Origin of the sequence: Rhizobium sp. BK098 (assembly GCF_014193155.1) — a bacterium.
GTDB lineage: Bacteria > Pseudomonadota > Alphaproteobacteria > Rhizobiales > Rhizobiaceae > Rhizobium.
In genome coordinates, this window is sequence record NZ_JACHYY010000003.1 from 20025 (window position 1) to 38135 (window position 18111).

The following is an 18111-nucleotide window of genomic DNA, read 5'->3' on the forward strand; positions in this document are numbered from 1 at the left end:
TGCCGTCAACAGATCTTCTGGAGCAGTTCCATCAGCATCATGCGCTCGGCAGCTGTCAGCGGCCCCAGGGTCTCTTGCGAAATCTCCAGCGCAATGGAGAGATTACGCTCTACAGTGGCCTCGCCTTCGTCGGTCAGTGTCAAGACCAGGCGTCGTGCATCTGCGGGGTCGGGCGCGGTGTGCACCAGGCCACGCTTCACGAGGCGGTCGACGACCCCCTTGATGGTCGCCATGTCCATTGCGGTTTCGCGACCGAGATTACCTTGCGAGCAGGGCTGCAGATCCTTGAGCTTGACGAGCGCCGCCCATTGGGTGGTCGTCAGCTTCTCGGAGATCAGGCTGGCGAAGATCGAGACGTGGCGTTGGTTCGCCTGGCGCAGGAAGAAGCCGATCTGCTCGCCCAGTGCGTATTGGGTGTGGTTCGGTTTCGCTGCCATATCTGCACCCTTCGCTCCCCGGGCCTTGTCCTTGAGTGGAATATCCATCTTGTCTCTCAGCCGGGCTTGCTGCCGCCGAATCGGGCAATCCAAATCAACGTCATACAGTCCACAAACCCAGAATGGCTTCAGTTGTCAAAATTTCAATCTGCTCCGAAAACCTCGGTGCCAGACGCGTCAGTACCATCTCATGTGCCATCATGTCGCCGCTCGCCAGAGCGTCGCTGGCGAGGACCACCCTGTAGCCGAGATCGATCGCGTCCAATGCGCTCGCATACACGCAGACATCAGTCTCGACACCGGTGAACACAAGCGTATCGACGCCTTCGCTATCAAGACGATCGATAAAGCCGGGCGCTCCGAAGATCGAAAAGGTTTCCTTGTCGACGATTGACCCCAGCTGCGCGAGCGCAGCCAGCGGTGCAACGAGATCCAGCATCACCGGATCGAGTTCGTCCAGAGTTACCGTTTTCCAGCGCTCATAATAGGCTTGCCATCGGCCTTTCGCCTCCTCGGGACGTTGCGCGACGATGAAGCGGGCAAAGACCGTCCTTTCAGGCCTGGCCTCGGCAAGCCGCTGCACATTCGGCATGATGCCTGCGAGGGCTGGCGTAAACCAGGGCGTTTCCTCGGCGAAGAGCCGTTGCATGTCGATGACGACATGCAACGTGTTATGAGACAACGGTGCCCTCGTCATTGTCAATCCACAACGCAGACGGTGTGTTCCGGCGACCAGTTCAGCGTCACGCTGTCACCTTCCTTGAGGACGGTGCCGTCTCGGTTCTGAACGAAGAGTTTTAGTGGCAGACCGTCTTTGGTCTCCAGGAGATAGGAGAGCACCGGTCCAGCGTAGATGACCGTGGTAATCCGCGCCGTGAGGCTGTTGCCTTCGGCATTCCCCGCCAAGATCGACATCTTCTCCGGGCGCACTGCGAGCGTGACCTTGGTCCCATTGCCGGGCAGGGAGCTTGCGCTGCGCACCGTCGTGCCGTCGGAAAGCCGCACCGCACCGTTCTCGACGGTGCCGACAAGGAAGTTGGAATCACCCAAAAACTCCGCGGCGAAACGCGTCAGAGGTTTCTCGTAGACAGTCTCGGGCGCGCCGATCTGAACGATGCGACCCTTGTCGAGAATGGCTACCTTGTCGGACAGCGTCAGAGCTTCTTCCTGGTCATGGGTGACGAAGATCGTCGTCAGGCCGCTCTCGCGCTGGATCCGCAGCAGTTCGACCTGCATCTCCTGCCGCAACCTACGGTCGAGCGCGGACAGCGGCTCGTCAAGCAGCAGCACGCTCGGCTTGATGACAATGGCGCGTGCCAGCGCTACACGCTGTTGCTGGCCGCCCGAAAGCTGCTTTGGCATCCGGTTGCCAAAGCCCGGCAGGCGAACCATTTCGAGAGCGCGATCGACTTCTTTGCGCGCGGCGGCACCCTTGATGCCGCGCCGCTCGAGACCGAAGGCCACGTTCTGGGCGATCGTCATGTGCGGGAACAGCGCGTAGGACTGGAACATCATGCCGATGTTGCGACCCCATACGGGTACGTTCGTGACATCCCTACTGCCGATGGTCACCACACCCTGGTTGGGCTTGATGAAGCCGGCGATGATGCGCAGGAGCGTCGTCTTGCCAGAGCCTGAAGGCCCAAGAAGGCTGGTGAACGAGCCCTCTGGGAATTCGGTGGTGATATCGGCCAGAACCGGCGTGGTACCGTAGGTCTTGGCGACGGAATTGACGTTAACGTTTGTCACGGGTGTCTCCGGGCTTGGCGAAGCGCGCGAAAATCAGGATCACGGTCATCGAGCCGAGCAGAAGTACGGTCGATATGGCGTTGATTTCAGGGGTGAAGCCCTTGCGGATCGAGGAGTAGATCTGAACCGGCAGCGTGGTGAAGCCGGGCGTTGCGAGAAAATAGGAAATCACGAACTGGTCGAGCGAGACCGCGAAGGCAAACAAGGCGGCGCCCAGGATGCTGGGGTAAAGCAGCGGCAGGGTGACGGAGAAGAACGCATGAACGGGGGTGGACCCCAGGCTCATGGCTGCCTCTTCGAGATCGGCCCGGATTGTCTGGAAGCCGGTTCCCACCACCAGGACCACATAAGGGATGGCAAGGGCAACGTGACCGATGATAATCGCGTGCATGCCGCGGCCGATACCGGTCCAGTAGAAGAAGATCAGCATCGCCGTGCCGGTGATCAGCCATGGAATGGCGATCGGCGGCAGCAGCATGATCTGCAGGAAGCTCTTGCCACGAAACGTGCTGCGCGACAGGGCAACAGATGCCATGGTGCCAAGCGTGGTTGCGACAACCGCCGTAATGATGGCGATGATGATGCTGTTCATGCCAGCAGTGAGCAGGATGCTGTTGTTCCAGAGCGCCTCGTACCAGCGGGTCGAGAAGCTGAACGGCAGTTCGTAGAGAGGCGAGGCGTTAAAGCCCATCGCCATCATCACGAGGATCGGCGTGTAGAGGAAGACCAGTACGACGATCAGATAGAAACGACCAAGCGATCTCATTCGGTGTTCCCTCCTTTAAGCTGCCGTGCCGCGGCGCAGGACGCCGGAGAACGTGCCGAAGATTGCAAGTACGACGGCAAGCAGCGTGAAGGACAGCGAGGCGCCGAGCGGCCAGTTGAAGGCCTGCGTGAACTGGTCCTCGATGACGGTGCCCATGGTGACGCCCACGCGGCCGCCCAGGATTCGGGGCTCCATGAAGGACCCTATGACCGGGACGAAGGTCAATACGGCACCCGAGATCAAGCCTGGAGCAGCCATAGGCACGAGAATCTTGAAGAGAATGGTCCACCAGCGCGCACCAAGGCTGGCGGCCGCTTCGATGATCGCGTCATCGATCGTAACCAGCGCGATATAACAGGTGAGGATCATGTAAGGCAGATAACCATGTACCAGGCCAACAACGACTGCATAGCGCGTATAGAGGAATCCGATCGATCCAGCATCCGGTAAGACCATGTGGAAGATGGTGTCGAGGAAGCCGTTTTCGCGCAGCACCATTGTCCATGAGAAGATACGGACAAGGCCATTCGTCCAGAATGGCAGCAGAATGAGGATGAGCAGCATCTCGCGCGTCTTTCCGAAGGTGGAACGAGCAAGCGCAACGGCTGCCAGGAAGCCGAGCACGGCGCAGGCAAACGTCGTCCAGAAGCCGATAAGCAGCGACGTGAAAGCAATACCGATCAGATAAGGCTGGTCGATGAAGGCACGATACTGCTTCAGGGTAAAGACGATCGGCGCCTTGCCCATTGGGGTTGCCGCCATGAAGCTGAAGACCAACATGGTCAGCAGCGGGAGAAAGACGGCAAGCGTCAGCCAGCCGTAGGTTGGCATCAGCAGCGCCGTCGTTGACACCCAGGACGGCAGGGGACGCCGCACGCGCGGACCCGAAGGTCCGCGCTCTGACGCCGATGTCAGATTGTCATTCTGCATAGAAGGCTTTCACTTCCTGCCACAGGTTGTTGAAGGCTTCACGACGGTCATCCGGCAGAGCCGACATGATGCCCATGGTCTTCAGGTATTCCGGCTTGTGAACCTGGCGGCTCAGGTCGTCGGCCGGAAGGGTTGCAAGTGCTGCGGAGTTGGACGATGCCGGTGCACCGACCTTGGTGGCCCATTCGAGATAGAAGGTTGGGTCGATCAGCCAGTTCGCGAAGACCAGTGCGCCTTCGGCGTTGGGAGCCGACGCCGGAATACCGAGACCATCGACCCAGCCGATGCCGCCTTCCTTGGGAACGACGAAATTGACAGGCAGCTTCGAATTGCGCTTTGAACGGACAGAGCCGCCCGACCAGAAGAGCGAAAGGTCGAATTCCTTGGCTGCAAAGGACTTGTTCCATTGGTCTTCCGTTGACCACAGCAGCTTGACGTTCGGCTTGATGGACTTCAACGCGTCGCGGATGGCACCGAGATCCTTCGGGTTATTCATGTCCTGACCGGTCATCAGGGCACCGGCGGCAACGCAGATAATCGCATCGTCGTCCATGGCAACACGGCCCTTGTAGGCGGGATCCGCCAGAACCTTGTAGCTGTCTGGAACAGGCATGCCGTCGCGGATGGCGAGCGAAGTCATGCCCCAGACCCATGGCACCGCAAAGCCCTTGCCATCCTTCAGGAAGTTGGCGTTGGAGCGCAGATTTGCGTCGATCGTGGCAGCGTTCGGAACCTTGCTGAAATCGATCGGCTGCAGGAGGTCTTCCGCGGTTGCCTGCGCGCAGCGCGCAGCGTTGAGAACGACGAGATCATAGGCGCCCGGGTTGGTGCGCAGTTTGGTCAGCATTTCCGACTCGGAGCTGTAGTAGTCGTGGACGACCTCGATGCCGGTCTTCTCGGCAAAGGCCTTGATCGACCAGGCTTCGTCAGTGCCGTAGCCCTGCCAGTTTAGAACCGTGATCTTACCGGCGGAAAAGGCCATGCGCGGCATGGCCGAGAAGGCAGCGCCGGCAATCACCGCTCCGGACATCAGCTTCAGCGTGTTGCGTCTTGTGATTGCAGTCATTTGGAACCCCTCTTGAAAATCTACTCTTGTCAACGGCCGCGGCGACAGCCGACGACCTCAGGCTTCACGCAAATCATCGGCAGTCCGCCTATCAAAAAGCGGCCATATGATTTGTATGCAAACTAAATTGACGTGAGGCTGACGACTGGTCATACCCAATTGGAACGTACGGGTTGTCCCAGCGCCTTTCGGTGCAGCGTTAAATCCCAGCCATTCTATCAGGCATTGCCGTTATAAAGTTGCTATCGTGAGCGTGTCGCTCCCGATAGGCAATTCCGTTCAACCCTCATGCTCTTCCGGCATTTTTTTTATTTGTATGCAAAGTAATATGGCTGATCGGCGCCTGTCAAGTTCCATCGGGCGTCAATACCATTCACACTGTCAAAAAATAGACATCCAGTTTCCGGCCGTGCGCGGCCCTTGCGATTTCGAGACGCGCGCCATCGGTACTCGCCTCGAACCGAACTTCCTGGCCATCGAGACGTGCTACGACGATGCGGTCTCGCTCGACATTCGGAAGGGCAATAAACCCGTCGCTGCCCGTCGGAGCGAGAATGCAGGAGAAGCGTGCATCACTGACAGCGATTTGTGTGAACGATGTTTGCAGGTTAGTCTTCAGCGATGCGCGGCCGTCCAGGCTCATTTCCAGCAGGCCGTCGGCGATCGAGACCGAAAGCATTCCTGAAGGCGACAGCATCGGACCGACAGAAAGGTCAGCGCCGGCATTGTGAAGGGTCCAGCCGCTCCACGGATCGAAGTCGATGATCTCGCCGACAGCCATCAGCGGCAGCATTGCGGCCCAGATGTAGAAGGGATCCGTATCGCCCTGGTCCATCGCCTCGCCAGTCGTGGCGTTGTAGTTCTCCGCCGCGATCCGGTCCTTGCTCCAGGACTTCATGAAGAGCTCGTAGCTCTGCCGCGCGAGCTTGCTTGCCCCTGCTGCAAAGCCATAGCGGCGCAGCCCGAGCCAGACCATGTAGTTGACGTTCGGCCAGATGCGACCACGCCAGTAGACATTGTCGGCAAAGGCGGGATCGTCACGCGTCGCGTTCGGCAGGACGTAGTCACCGCCAAAGGTGGTTTCGTCGCTGAGGTACTGGAGCAACTTATCGGCCTGCTCGGGCGTGGCTGCGCCACATAGCAGGGGATAGAAGCTGGTCGGCGAAAGCGACCGCACAAAGCCGCCGTGGCGCTGCCGGTTGGCGAAGATGTTGCGGCTTTCATCCCACAGGTTTTCCGAGATCAGCTTGCGGCAGCGTTCGGCGATGGCCGCGAATTCGCGGGCATCATCCTCCTTGCCGAGAACCTTTGCCATCTTCGACAGCATTTCAGCATCAAGCGCCGCAGCGCAATTCAGCCCGAGATCGAATGTCGACAGGGTACGCGTGATGGGATCGTAGAGGGCCTCGTCATGAGTGGCCGAATTGTCCATGCCTGTTTCGTTGCGCGCGGCAAAGTGCGTGCCCTTATAGAGACCTTCGCCGACGTCCGATGTGCCGCAGGACAGCAGGCCGAAGGCGTCGGGATCGCGGTGTTCGCGCCACCAACGCTGATTGCGGGCCAGCGCATCATAGCTTGCCGCCAGAAGCGAACGCTCGCCGGTGCGCTGGTAAAGCTGCCAGGCAACGAGCGCGCCGTTTGGATGCTGGCTGCGGTCCACCCAGGCATCATTCGAGGTGACGATGCAGGCGATATTGCCCTGGGGGGTGGCGCTTGCCATCGCCGTTGCCATATTCTCGCGAGCGAGATCAGCGTCGAAGACACCGGCCAGCAGAGCGGCAAACAGCTGATCATTGTACCAGACGGCGAATTTGCCGAGATTCCAGATACGCGTCACAGCCGTATAGGGCCGGGAGTTGGTCTCATCCCAGATCGTGTTCCAGGCGACGACGTCGCGGATCGCGTCCAGGGATCCTTCGTAGGTTCCACTATGGGCGGTGGGAGCGGTGCTCGGGTTGCCGGCCGCGAGGCAGGTCTGTGCCTTGACGATCGCAAGTTCGGCGCTGTCGGCCACGGCGGCGGCATAGGCTCCCTGGCGCATCATTTCCAGATTGAAGCGCAAGGCGATCACTGGCGCCTCGTTTTTCCGGCTCGCAGTGTAGAAATATCCGTTCGTCTCGAAATCGGCGCGCAGGTCGTTGATCGTGTCATGGCCAGTCACATGCACCGGAGCCTCCGCCGTTGCAACCGCGACGAAACGCGTGCCGATCTTGACGAGTGTGACGTTGCGGCCGGCTTCGTGCGTGACCACCTCTCCGCTGTCAGCCGAAATCGCCACGGTCAGCCAGAAGCGCAGTCCCCACTCGCCACCAGCCTTGCCCTCCCAATTTCCGCGAACCGCGAAGGGATCGGACTTCTCGGTTCTGAAGGCGACGGTGGTTCCGCTATGCTCCGTTTCCAGTTCGATCAACGATCCGTCGATGGCATGGCGGCCGAGCCGCACCGTGTCGCGACGCGGCTCGATGGCTGACGTCGTCCGGCTGCGCGTGGAATAGAGAACGGGCGTGATGCGCACACCGAGCGGCAGAAACACCATTTCCGCCGGTCTGTCGGACCAGCTGTTCCAGGCGCGCATCAAGGGAACGGTAGAATGTTTCAGCATGGTTCTTATTCCGGTCTGTTTTGCAGCGGTATGAGCAGGGGTGTAGCTGTCAGCCCGCTCTTGTCCGGGCCGCTGCCGAGATAGGGTGTGTTGTCGTAATAGCGGTTTGCTGCCGTGTTGGCGACGTGAAGCTCGAGTTCATGGGTGCCGGCGGCAAGGCGGCCGAGCCCTAAGCGATAGGGCCGCCAGCCACGGCGTCCCGCTTCGGTTCCATCGATATAAGCAGTGACCGCCGTATAAACGGTCGGCAGTTCCAGCATCCAGTCGGCCTCGGTTTCCGTTGTGAAGGAAAGCCGGTAGATGCCTGTGCCGCTGAAGGCCGGAAAGCCTTGCTCTTCCCAGCCGCTGTCAACGGAAATAGGCACGAAGGCCTGATCTTGGCCGGGCGCGAATGTCCAGCCGTCTGCCAGAGCAATGAGCCGGTTTCGCTCAAGCGTCGGTCGGCTCGATAGATGGCCGATGGGGCCAGCCGCCTGTCCGTTTTGACGGAGACGGATGCAGCGAACTTCGTGCGGTTCCAACTCTACGGTCAGCTTGTGAACGGCGGCGAAGGCTTCGACAGACCCATGTTCCGCGTCCCATATCGCATAATCGAAGCCATCTCCGAGCAGGATGTCAAAGCTGATATCTTCTGCGCCATCGTTGAAAACGACCATCCTCCACCAGCCGTCAACATCACGACCGATCCATTGCCACGGCCTTTGGCCCGAAATCTGCGGACCGTCGAGCGTCAGGGTCGACAGGAGGGCGGACACCGTTTCGGCATTGGGTATCGCTGTGGTGTGCGACGTGACGCCAACCGAGTCGGAGACTCTCTCGCCCGTGCAAACCGTGGAGACGGTTTCGCCCGAAGACCAGATCCGACCGCCGGCCTTCGTGAAGGCATCGAGCTTTTGAATCGTAACAGCCGTTTCCAGTACCGTCACCGAAGGCAGCACCACCGCGTCGAACGCGAGACCGGATGCAAGCAGCCGTCTATCTTCTATAGCCGCGTTTGCGATATCCGCCTCGCTCACGAACATGAAATCGCAGCCCTGCGCCAACAGTTGCTCGCACCAGGCGCCGATATGGGTGGCATGGCCGTGGTGAGGCCCTTCGGCAAAGGCAGTGTATAGAGGATAGAGAATAGCAACCGGCGCTCGCGGTTTTGCAGCCTCTATGAAGGCGGAAACGCGTGCGATCTCTTCGGCGAAGAGGTCGTGATAGGGCCACCACGGCTCGAAGTTGATGCCGGGCGCGAAGTCGAAGCGCGGATTGGTGAAGGGCGTCGGGTCGTTGTCGAGTCCATCGGTCTGGTAGACGCCGTGCCAGAGGAACTGCCGTGTGCCAAGGCAGGCAAGCCGGATCGCCTGGGCGCGCGATGCCTCCAGCGTCACCTCCCATTGGCCGGCAGCGCGCACTTCAGTGCGTTCGGCGCTGAAATAGATCTCGACGACGCAGCGGCTGCGCCCGTTCGAGCGGGCGACGGAATCACCCATCTTGGGAGCCAACTGTGGCGTGAAATTGTTTGCGTCCACGGCCGTTTCGTGCCTGATGGCGTCGATGCCGAAGAAGTCCACCGCCGGCGCGACGCGCGGATCGATGTTTGTGAAGCCGCCATTGGGCGCCCATGAGCTGACATGAGCGAGGATCTCATGCCCCGTGAGGACGATCCCTTTCCCTTCCGCCCAGCCCCTGAGCGTGCCGAAGAATGCCTCGTTCATAAAGGTGGAATAGGCTGCGTGAAACAACGCACGCAGCCGCAAGGTTTCCGGCCCAACGTTGCGCACCACCGCGAGAAGGGCGACGGCGAACGACACGCCCGTCTTGGACAGGACACAGTCTTTCAGCGCAGGCGCAAACAGCAGGCTGTTGCCGAGATTTCCCGCCATCTGGTCCCAGCGATAGAAGCCGGGGGCCGGCTGATCGTAGAATACAGATCCAACGGGATCGGGCACGCGCTTGCCAAGAACTGTGACGATGGGTTCGAGGCCAACGTCGATGAAACGCTGGGCTGCCTCCGGCAGCAGATAGTTGATGATCCGTGATGTCGCGGAACGCGCGCTTATGAAGACCGTCAGCGTCCAGCCGAATGCGACCGCGCCTTCATAGGAATAGCTGCAGGACGCACGATCGGAACCTGTGATGCTGACCTGCGATGTCACGTCGACGATCTGATCATATGCCTCAATTGGGCCGGAGGGATGCAGCACTGCTGTCTCGACAGTCCATTCGCACCATTCGATGCGCCCGCCTTCATATTGCCAGGCAATGATGTCGGCGCCCATCTTCAGTGTGAATGCCGGATGGATCCTGCTTATCGTGCCCTGCCTATCTACCGAAGACGACCAGAACAGGTGACGCTCGCGCAGTTCGTCACGCCTTTCTACCGTCCTGCCACCGGCATGGCCGCTGATCCAGTTATAGTCGTCATAAATGCCAAGCTTGAGCCCGAGTTGAGCCGCGATGTCGGCTGCCTGCCTGTAGGCTGACAGATAGTGCGGTGAAAGGTACTGCTCGCGCGGCAGGGCGAGTCGCGCCTGGATCAGGATGGTGCCGATGCCCTTCGCCTGGAAATCGGCAAGCTGTGTCCGGCAGGTCGCCTCATCGGGAATGCTATGCCAGAACCAGTAGGCTGAAGGACGAAATGCGGCAGTCGGGCGCTCAAAGAGGACCTGACTTTCGATATCCGCAATGGCCGCTGTTTCGGGCAATGTGTGTTCCTCAGTGTGCGGTGGCGGCAATGCGTTGCAATGCCGCCGATGTGTCGCTCCAGGCCGGCTTGTCCGGCGCGAAACGGGCGCGCAGGTAGTCGGTGAGATCCTTCAGCTGCATCTCGTTCAGCGTATCGCGGAATGCCGGCATGGACATGACTTCCGGCGCTTCGCGGCCGGTGGTTTCCGCAAGGATCGCCGGCGCTTCGACACCGCCGAGGATCGCCTGGATGAGATTGTCGGGCGTATCGGCATGCAGATTGCTGTTCAGCGCCAGCGATGAGAGGACCGTGTTGCCGGTATGGCAGGTGGCGCAGGCGCCATTGAAGATGCGCTCGCCCTTGGGCGAAACCAGTCCCGCACTGACGTTTGCCGCCTCGCTGGCTGCAATCGCTGCTTGGCTCTGGGCCACGGCCTTCGAAGGGTCGCTGTCCTTATTCAGGCCGGCCAGATAATTTGCCATGGCGCGGATGTCCGAGTCCGGCAATGGCTGCATGACCTCCACCACATGGGCCATCGGACCGGCGGCGCTGCCGTGGTCGCGCGAGTGGCCCGTGCGCAGGTAGTCGTAGAAGGCATCTTCTGTCCAGCCAACCGGACCCTTGGCCATGGCGTTGAGCGCGGGCGCCTCCCAGCCATCGGCAAAGCCGCCCGCGAGATGGGCACTTCCGGTCTTTTCAGCACCCAGCGCATTGCGTTCGGTGTGACAGGCGGAACAGTGGCCGAGCGTCTCGACGAGATAGGCGCCCCTGTTCCAGGTGGCATTGCGCGTCTGGTCGTAGGTCATGGGCGTCGACTTCAGGAACAGCGCATTCCACCCTGCCATCATCATGCGGATGCTGTAGGGAAACTTCAGCTTTGTCTCCGGCGCCTTTCCTGCCACTGCCGTCTGCGTCATCATGTAGGCATAGAGCGCCTGCAGGTCAGCATCCTCAGCGGCAGCGAACGATGTGTATGGATGTGCCGGATAGAGGTGATGGCCATCGCGGCTGATGCCTTCACGCATGGCCCGCTCGAAGGCGGTGTAGGACCAGGCGCCGATGCCGTTTTTCACGTCCGGCGTGATGTTGGTGGCATAGACCGTGCCGAATGCCGTGTCGAAGCGTCGACCGCCGGCGAAGGGCGTGCCGTCGTTGCCGACATGGCAGACATTGCAGGCGCCTGCCGCGGCGGCCAGGCGGCCGCGCTCGATCGTCGCTGCGCTGTAGACATTCACGTCCGGCCGCTCGATCGTGGCGATCGCCGGCCGCCATGGGGATGCCATCGCCACAAGCCCTGAAATTGCCGCCGCGGCTCCGGCAGTCGAGATGCCGATATTCCACCACCGCTTCCTTTTCGCGGGCGCTGCCGGAGGCGGCGTGGACGTATCGCCCTTCAGCGCCGCCAGCACCATTTCCGGTGTCAGCGGCAGTTCGCGGAAACGTATGCCGATGGCATCATAGACCGCGTTGGCGATGGCCGATGCGCTCGGGACGGAAGCGGATTCACCGACGCCGAGCGGCGGCTCGTCCTGTCTTGGAACCATCAGCACGTCGATATCGGGCAATTCGGGGAAGGTGATCAGCGGATAGCCGCCCCATTCCTTCGAGGTGACGGCGGTGGAGGAAAACTCGACGCGCTCCTTCAGCACACGACTGGTTGACTGGATGACGTTGCCGTGGATCTGATGCCGGACGCCGTCGGGATTGATCATCATCCCGGAATCCTGTGCGCAGATCACCTTGGTTACGGCGATCTCGCCGGTCTTGGTGTTGACGGCGACATCGGCCACCCAGGCCGCCCAGGCGGCAGCCTTGCCCGGAAACGGCCCGTGGATATAGACAGCATAGGCGAAGCCGCGGCCGTAAAGCAGGTCGCCTTCGCCGCCAAGCGTGCCCCATTTCGTGTGGGGCACCCATTTCGCCCGCTCTGCCAGGGCGTGCACGAGGTCCACGGCACGGGGATCGTGAAGGTATCGCAGCCGGTATTCGATCGGATCGACGCCGGCCGCGGCCGCAAGTTCATCAATATAGCATTCATGCGCGAAGGTGTTCGGCATCGCGGAAACGCCGCGGAACCACGAGGCCCGGGCAATCGGCGGCATATCGTGGACGGTGACCCGGAGATTGCCATAGGCATAGGGTGGGATCGCCGTTCGGTCACCCATCTGCACTACGTCGGACACCGGCGGGACCTTGCCGGTCAGGATCAACGATAATGTCGGTGCGAGATTGGACGGATAGCGCGTCTCGAAATCATAGGCCGAAGGACCGCCCTCAAGATCGAGGCCGCCGCGCACGTCGATGATCTGGGCAGCGCCCTTTGGCTCCCAGACATGTTCCTGCTCGCGCGTGAGCTGCACGCGCACTGGCGCGCGCACGGCGCGGGACAGAAGCGCGGCATCGGCAGTCACATCGTCGGCGCAGTTGCGGCCATAGCAGCCGGCGGCTTCCAGGCGCTCCACGAGGATCATGTCCTCGGGCATGTCGAGGAGGAGTGCCAGATCGCGACGCATGGGGAAGGGGTTCTGCGTGCCCGACCAGACGGTCAGCCCGGTCTCGCTATAATCGGCCACGGCGCAGGACGGCCCGATCGAGCCATGCATTTGATAGGGCCAGATATAGGTGCGGTTCATGGGTTCGGCGCTGCCGGCGAGAGCCATTTCGACATTGCCGCGATCGATGAGCTTGCGCGGCGTGGCGGGATTAGCACGCAGCGCCATCTCCGGCGTATTCAGATCCGGCCGCTGCGGCGGCTCCCGCCACAAGACCTTCAGCGTCTTCGCAGCCTCGATGGCGATCTCCTCGCGCGTTGCGACGACGCCAACGAAATCGCCGATGGCTACGACGCCGACAACACCATGGATATGGGCAATCGAGCCTTCGTCGATGGATATGAGGCTGTTGCCGACATGCTCGCCGTGATCAAAGCCGGCATAGAGCGGCCGGATGACCCGGCCATGCAGCATGCCGGGCACGCGCACGTCATGCACATACGTCCATTGACCGGTTGCCTTGGCCGAGATGTCCACGCGCGGTCGCGAGGAGCCGACGATGCGGTAGGCAGACGCGGGCTTCAGCTCCGCACTGGCGTCGATCGACAGGCGCACATGCTCTCCCGCGACGAGTTCGCCGAGGGTGACGCTCCAGTTCGCTCCGTTGCCGGCGCGGATGACGCCGTCTTCAAGGACAAGGTGCTCGACCGCGGTGCCCTTCAGGGCAGCAGCCTTCGCCATGAGGTGATGACGCGCCGTTGCCGCGGCCTGCCGAAGCGGCACGGCGGTGATCTGGATCGTCTCGCTGGCGATGGTGGCGCCTTGGTTGGGGGCGGCGGAAGTCGCGCCCAGCACCATTTCCACATGCTCGAAGGGAACATGCAGTTCCTCAGCGACGATCTGCGCCAGCGATGTACGGATGCCGGTTCCAAGATCGACATGCCCGTTGAATGCCTTGACGCGACCGTCGCTATCGATGGCGATGTAGAGCTCGGCTGCATCGCCCAGGGATGCATCGGAGACGATCAGTAGGATGTCTGATGTGGCGAGGTAGGTAGCTCTCGGCGTTTCGCGGTGGATGCTCATGGCGAAACCTCGATCCTGTCTTCCGTTCCCGAGCCCGCGGGCTTTTCGGCCTTCGCATAGGCGACGGCGCGGCGTGCTGCGGCAAGTATTTCCATATGCGTGCCACAGCGGCAGAGATGATGCCGGAGCGCCGCGCGAATATCGCTCTCGTCGGGCTCCGCCTTCGCTTCCAGCAGGCCAACGATGGCAATGATCATGCCATTCAGACAGTAGCCGCACTGCGCCGCGGCCTCTTCGATAAAGGCGCGCTGGACGATATGTAGATGGCCGGGCTTTCCCAGCCCTTCAAGCGTCGTGACCTTGCGGTCGCCGATCGCCTTCAGCGGCACGGTGCACGAGCGTACGGGCCGGCCGTCGACGAGGACCGCGCAGGCGCCGCATTCGCCGAGGCCGCACCCGTATTTGGGTCCGTTGAGGCAGAGATCGTTCCTGAGGATGTAAAGGAGCGGCGTTGCGCCGCCGGCTTCGATGTCGCTGACAGTGCCGTTGACGTTCAGGCTGAATGAGGCGGCCTCTTTCAAAAGCCCCGCTCCACTGCGCAGTCACCGGCCAAAGTGAGGCCGCCGATACTCAAATACGCCATTATGCTGAAGGCCTCTTCCTGGTGCCTGCAATTCATAATGACGCGATTGCAGATCACGTCACGCATTTGCTGTTCCTTGCTCATTTATAAAGCGTATGCACTTTATATGACCGTTTCTCCATGCGTATGCATGTGCCGGCGACAGCGACGATAATCATATTTTGCGGAAAAGCCAGAAGGAATTTTTGCAAAAGTGCAGATGCTGTACTTGCTATTTACAGCGTATGCGCTACAAAATTTGTCATACTTCCAATTTCAGTTTACGCGTCCAGGTGACGGCGAGAAGGGTCGGCCATGTCCAGCAGCAAGGAAAGAATCGCGATTATTGGCGCCGGCCTCGGCGGCGCCGTGGCGGGAGCGCTGCTCCAGCATGCCGGCTTCGACGTGAACGTCTATGAACAGGCGCCGAGCTTTTCGCGGCTGGGCGCTGGCATCCACATGGGGCCGAATGTCCTCAAGATCTTCGAGCGCATCGGCGTTGCCGAAAAGGTTGTCAGCATCAGCAGCACGCCTAGTCATTGGTTCAGCCGTGATGGCATCAGTGGCGACTATCTGTCGCGTATTCCGCTTGAAGGTTACGGCGCGACCTACTGCACTGTGCACCGCGGTGATCTTCAGGGCATCCAGTGCGATGCTCTGCAGCCAGGAACACTGCATTTCGGCAAGAAGCTGACCCGTATCGACGATAATGGCACGGATGTTCTCATCGAGTTCGAAGACGGCACGTCTGTAAGGGCGGACATCGTGATCGGCGCCGACGGCATCAATTCACGCGTCCGCGAAACGCTGCTTGGTGCGGAGAAGCCAAACTACAGCGGCTGGGTCGGCCATCGTGCGCTGATTTCCTCCGACAAGCTGCGGAAATACAACCTGACCTTCGAAGATTGCGTCAAGTGGTGGGGTCCGGACCGCCACATGATGGTTTACTACACGACGGCTCGTCGCGATGAATATTACTACGTCACCGGTGTGCCTCATCCGGCCTGGGAATTCGATACTGCATTCGTACCCAGCAGTCGCGAGGAAATGGCGTCCGAGTTCGAGGGTTATCACCCCATCATCCAAGCGTTGATCGAAAGCACGGACGGGGTCACCAAGTGGCCGCTGTTCAACCGCAACCCGCTGCCTCTTTGGAGCAGCGGCCGACTTGTCCTGCTGGGGGATGCCTGCCATCCGATGAAGCCGCACATGGCGCAGGGTGCGGCCATGGCCATCGAGGATGCCGCCATGTTGACGCGCTGCCTCCAGGAGACCGGCGTCAACGATTTCGCCACCGCGTTCGGCCTTTACGAAGCCAATCGCCGTGATCGCGCAACCCGCGTGCAGAGCGTCTCCAATGCCAATACCTTCCTGCTGACGCAGGAGGATCCGTCCTGGGTATACGGCTATGACGTCTATGCCGAACCGCTGCGCACGGAGAATGCAGCATGAGCAGCCGGTTCCTCCATGGTGCGAATGTCTTCGCCAACGGCATCCGCCAGCACTATCTGCGCTATGGCGGCAAGGGGCCGGTGGTCATTCTGGTTCCCGGCATAACATCGCCGGCAATCACCTGGGGTTTCGTTGCCGAAAGCCTGTCGCTGCACCATGACGTTTATGTTCTTGATGTCCGCGGCCGTGGTCTTTCGTCGACGGGCCCGGACCTCGACTACGGCCTCGATGCGATGGCCGATGATGTGATCGCCTTCGCCAGCGAGCTCGAACTGAGACAGCCCGCCATTCTCGGCCATTCCATGGGCGCCCGCATCGCGATGCGGGCGTCCAACCGCTCCCCCGGTTCCTTCAGTCGTCTGGCGCTGATTGATCCGCCGGTTTCCGGCCCCGGTCGTCGCCCGTATCCGAGCAAGCTGCCGTGGTATACGGATTCGATCGCACTGGCCGAGAAGGGAATGGATGCCGAGGCGATGAAGGCGTTCTGCCCGACTTGGACCGGAGAACAGCTACAGCTGCGCGCCGAATGGCTCCATACCTGCTATGCGCCTGGGATCGTCAGGGCGTTCAACGATTTCCACGACATCGACATCTTGCCTGATTTCGCCACCCTGACCGTTCCCGCGATGCTGATGGTCGCGGGCCGCGGCGGCGTGATCCAGGCGGCCGACGAAGAAGAGATCAAGGGTCTCAATCCGTCGCTGCAGATCACCCGCGTGCCAGACGCCGGTCACATGATCCCGTGGGATGACTTCGACGGCTTCTTCCTGGCGCTCGGCGACTTCCTGTCCCGCTGATTGTGGTGGCGGAGCGTTTTGCTTCGCCGCTTGCCTGTTTTTCGCCTTCCATGCAGCAGAGGATTTCATCCGTGCAGAAATATTACCGTATCGGCCAGATCGTTCCGAGTTCCAACACCACGATGGAAACCGAAATTCCGGCCATGCTGACCGCCCGCCAGTCCATCCGGCCTGAACGCTTCACGTTCCATTCAAGCCGCATGCGGATGAAGAAGGTCGTCAAGGAAGAGCTGGCGGCGATGGATGCGGAATCGGACCGCTGCGCCGTCGAGCTTTCGGATGCCCGCGTCGATGTGCTGGGTTATGCCTGCCTTGTTGCCATCATGGCTATGGGTCTCGGCTACCACCGCCAGTCGGAAAAGCGCCTGACGGGGCGCACGCAGGAAAACGGCGCGAACATTCCAGTCGTTACCAGCGCCGGTGCTCTGATCGAGGGCCTAAAGGTAATGAATGCACGGAAGATTGCCGTCGTTGCGCCCTATATGAAGCCGCTCACGGAGCTCGTGGTCGATTATATCCGCGAAGAGGGCTTCGAGGTCATGGACTGGCGCGCGCTGGAAATCCCGGACAATCTCGATGTCGCCCGGCACGACCCGGAAAATCTTCCGGCCATCGTCCAGACGCTAGACCTGACGGATGTCGATGCGATCGTCCTTTCGGCCTGCGTCCAGATGCCTTCGCTGCCTGTTATCGCGAAGGTCGAAGCCATGACCGGCAAGCCGGTGCTGACCGCCGCCGTCGCCACGACCTATTGCATGCTGAAATCGCTCGGGCTGGAAGCCGTTGTGCCGGGCGCCGGCGCGCTTCTGTCCGGCGCCTACTAAGGGAGACGACAATGCAAACTGCCGAAGCCAATTATCAGGGTGTCTGGGGCAACCGCATCGGCTTCGGCCAGCGGCCAGCGCTCGTCGTTATCGATTTTCTCAAGGCATACACGATCGAAGGAGCGCCGCTCTATGCACCCGGCGTCGTCGAAGCGGTGGCACAAACACCGGCGCTGATCGCCTCCGCCCGGGCTTCAGGCATCCCCGTGATCCACACACGCATTCTCTATCTTGCGGAAAACTGCGCCGATGGCGGCATGTGGGTCAAGAAGTCGCCAGTCATGAAGGCCATGGTCGAAGGCAATGTGCTGGCCGAATTCTGCGAGGGCGTGGAGCCGGCGGCCGGCGAGCTTGTCATCGTCAAGCAATATGCCAGCGCCTTTTTCGGCACCAGCCTTGCTTCCCACCTGCATGCGCAGGGCATTGATACCGTCATCATGGCAGGATGCTCGACGAGCGGCTGCATCCGCGCCAGCGCGGTCGATGCCGTGCAGCACGGGTTTCGGGCCATTGTCGTGCGTGATTGCGTCGGCGACCGCCATCCGGACCCGCACAATGCCAACCTCTTCGATATCGATAGCAAGTATGGCGACGTCGTTTCACGGGAGGAGGCGATTACCGAAATCGCCAAGGTCAAGCCCAATAGTCCGTAACCGCAAGAGCACCTGAGCCTT

The 18111-nt window shown here is 60.9% G+C and carries 14 protein-coding genes; 4 read left to right on the forward strand and 10 right to left on the reverse strand.

The features are described from left to right. Positions 1-5 precede the first annotated feature (5 nt). The 10 genes from FHT73_RS09425 to FHT73_RS09470 all read right to left on the reverse strand — a co-directional run bounded on the left by FHT73_RS09425 (position 6) and on the right by FHT73_RS09470 (position 14323). Positions 6-437: a MarR family transcriptional regulator gene (locus FHT73_RS09425; RefSeq protein ID WP_246699036.1), complete on the reverse strand. Its 432-nt coding sequence runs from the start codon at positions 435-437 to the stop codon at positions 6-8. Positions 438-537: 100 nt separating this feature from the next. After that, entirely contained in the window at positions 538-1134 is a 597-nt protein-coding gene (locus tag FHT73_RS09430; protein ID WP_112608335.1) for a cysteine hydrolase, read from the reverse strand. Between the two features lie 2 nt (positions 1135-1136). After that, on the reverse strand, positions 1137-2186 hold the full coding sequence (locus FHT73_RS09435; protein WP_112608337.1) for an ABC transporter ATP-binding protein: 1050 nt from the start codon (positions 2184-2186) through the stop codon (positions 1137-1139). Further along, on the reverse strand, positions 2173-2952 hold the full coding sequence (locus tag FHT73_RS09440; RefSeq protein WP_112608339.1) for an ABC transporter permease: 780 nt from the start codon (positions 2950-2952) through the stop codon (positions 2173-2175). Before FHT73_RS09440 ends, FHT73_RS09435 begins: the two co-directional genes overlap by 14 nt. A gap of 15 nt (positions 2953-2967) precedes the next feature. Further along, positions 2968-3882 (reverse strand): ABC transporter permease, encoded by a 915-nt coding sequence (locus tag FHT73_RS09445; protein WP_112608341.1) that lies wholly within the window; start codon positions 3880-3882, stop codon positions 2968-2970. Continuing rightward, the gene (locus tag FHT73_RS09450; RefSeq protein WP_112608343.1) at positions 3872-4948 is read right to left on the reverse strand and encodes an extracellular solute-binding protein; all 1077 of its coding nucleotides are present in this window, start codon (positions 4946-4948) and stop codon (positions 3872-3874) included. Before FHT73_RS09450 ends, FHT73_RS09445 begins: the two co-directional genes overlap by 11 nt. Before the next feature lie 373 nt (positions 4949-5321). After that, positions 5322-7550, reverse strand: a complete 2229-nt coding sequence (locus tag FHT73_RS09455) for a trehalase family glycosidase (protein ID WP_183711157.1) — start codon at positions 7548-7550, stop codon at positions 5322-5324. Between the two features lie 5 nt (positions 7551-7555). Further along, complete coding sequence (locus FHT73_RS09460; protein WP_183711159.1) at positions 7556-10243, reverse strand: carbohydrate-binding protein; 2688 nt, start codon at positions 10241-10243, stop codon at positions 7556-7558. Positions 10244-10253: 10 nt separating this feature from the next. Beyond that, on the reverse strand, positions 10254-13802 hold the full coding sequence (locus FHT73_RS09465; protein ID WP_183711169.1) for a molybdopterin cofactor-binding domain-containing protein: 3549 nt from the start codon (positions 13800-13802) through the stop codon (positions 10254-10256). Continuing rightward, complete coding sequence (locus tag FHT73_RS09470) at positions 13799-14323, reverse strand: (2Fe-2S)-binding protein (RefSeq protein WP_183711171.1); 525 nt, start codon at positions 14321-14323, stop codon at positions 13799-13801. Before FHT73_RS09470 ends, FHT73_RS09465 begins: the two co-directional genes overlap by 4 nt. Positions 14324-14679: 356 nt before the next feature. Here FHT73_RS09470 and FHT73_RS09475 point away from each other — a divergent pair, with 356 nt between their 5' ends. The 4 genes from FHT73_RS09475 to FHT73_RS09490 all read left to right on the forward strand — a co-directional run bounded on the left by FHT73_RS09475 (position 14680) and on the right by FHT73_RS09490 (position 18090). Further along, the gene (locus FHT73_RS09475) at positions 14680-15816 is read left to right on the forward strand and encodes an FAD-dependent monooxygenase (RefSeq protein ID WP_112410213.1); all 1137 of its coding nucleotides are present in this window, start codon (positions 14680-14682) and stop codon (positions 15814-15816) included. Further along, positions 15813-16613 carry an alpha/beta hydrolase gene (locus FHT73_RS09480; RefSeq protein ID WP_183711173.1) on the forward strand — a complete coding sequence of 267 codons (801 nt, stop codon included), beginning with the start codon at positions 15813-15815 and terminating at the stop codon, positions 16611-16613. Before FHT73_RS09475 ends, FHT73_RS09480 begins: the two co-directional genes overlap by 4 nt. Before the next feature lie 71 nt (positions 16614-16684). Beyond that, positions 16685-17437 (forward strand): Asp/Glu racemase, encoded by a 753-nt coding sequence (locus tag FHT73_RS09485; protein WP_348648134.1) that lies wholly within the window; start codon positions 16685-16687, stop codon positions 17435-17437. An 11-nt stretch (positions 17438-17448) separates the two neighbouring features. After that, positions 17449-18090, forward strand: a complete 642-nt coding sequence (locus tag FHT73_RS09490; protein WP_112410215.1) for an N-carbamoylsarcosine amidohydrolase — start codon at positions 17449-17451, stop codon at positions 18088-18090. Positions 18091-18111 lie beyond the last annotated feature (21 nt).

Bases quoted from the DNA above. Each gene is read 5' to 3' on its own strand.
- FHT73_RS09425 (WP_246699036.1), bottom strand. From the start codon at position 437: ATGGCAGCGAAACCGAACCACACCCAATACGCACTGGGCGAGCAGATC.
- FHT73_RS09430 (WP_112608335.1), bottom strand. From the start codon at position 1,134: ATGACGAGGGCACCGTTGTCTCATAACACGTTGCATGTCGTCATCGAC.
- FHT73_RS09440 (WP_112608339.1), bottom strand. From the start codon at position 2,952: ATGAGATCGCTTGGTCGTTTCTATCTGATCGTCGTACTGGTCTTCCTC.
- FHT73_RS09445 (WP_112608341.1), bottom strand. From the start codon at position 3,882: ATGCAGAATGACAATCTGACATCGGCGTCAGAGCGCGGACCTTCGGGT.
- FHT73_RS09450 (WP_112608343.1), bottom strand. From the start codon at position 4,948: ATGACTGCAATCACAAGACGCAACACGCTGAAGCTGATGTCCGGAGCG.
- FHT73_RS09455 (WP_183711157.1), bottom strand. From the start codon at position 7,550: ATGCTGAAACATTCTACCGTTCCCTTGATGCGCGCCTGGAACAGCTGG.
- FHT73_RS09465 (WP_183711169.1), bottom strand. From the start codon at position 13,802: ATGAGCATCCACCGCGAAACGCCGAGAGCTACCTACCTCGCCACATCA.
- FHT73_RS09475 (WP_112410213.1), top strand. From the start codon at position 14,680: ATGTCCAGCAGCAAGGAAAGAATCGCGATTATTGGCGCCGGCCTCGGC.
- FHT73_RS09480 (WP_183711173.1), top strand. From the start codon at position 15,813: ATGAGCAGCCGGTTCCTCCATGGTGCGAATGTCTTCGCCAACGGCATC.
- FHT73_RS09490 (WP_112410215.1), top strand. From the start codon at position 17,449: ATGCAAACTGCCGAAGCCAATTATCAGGGTGTCTGGGGCAACCGCATC.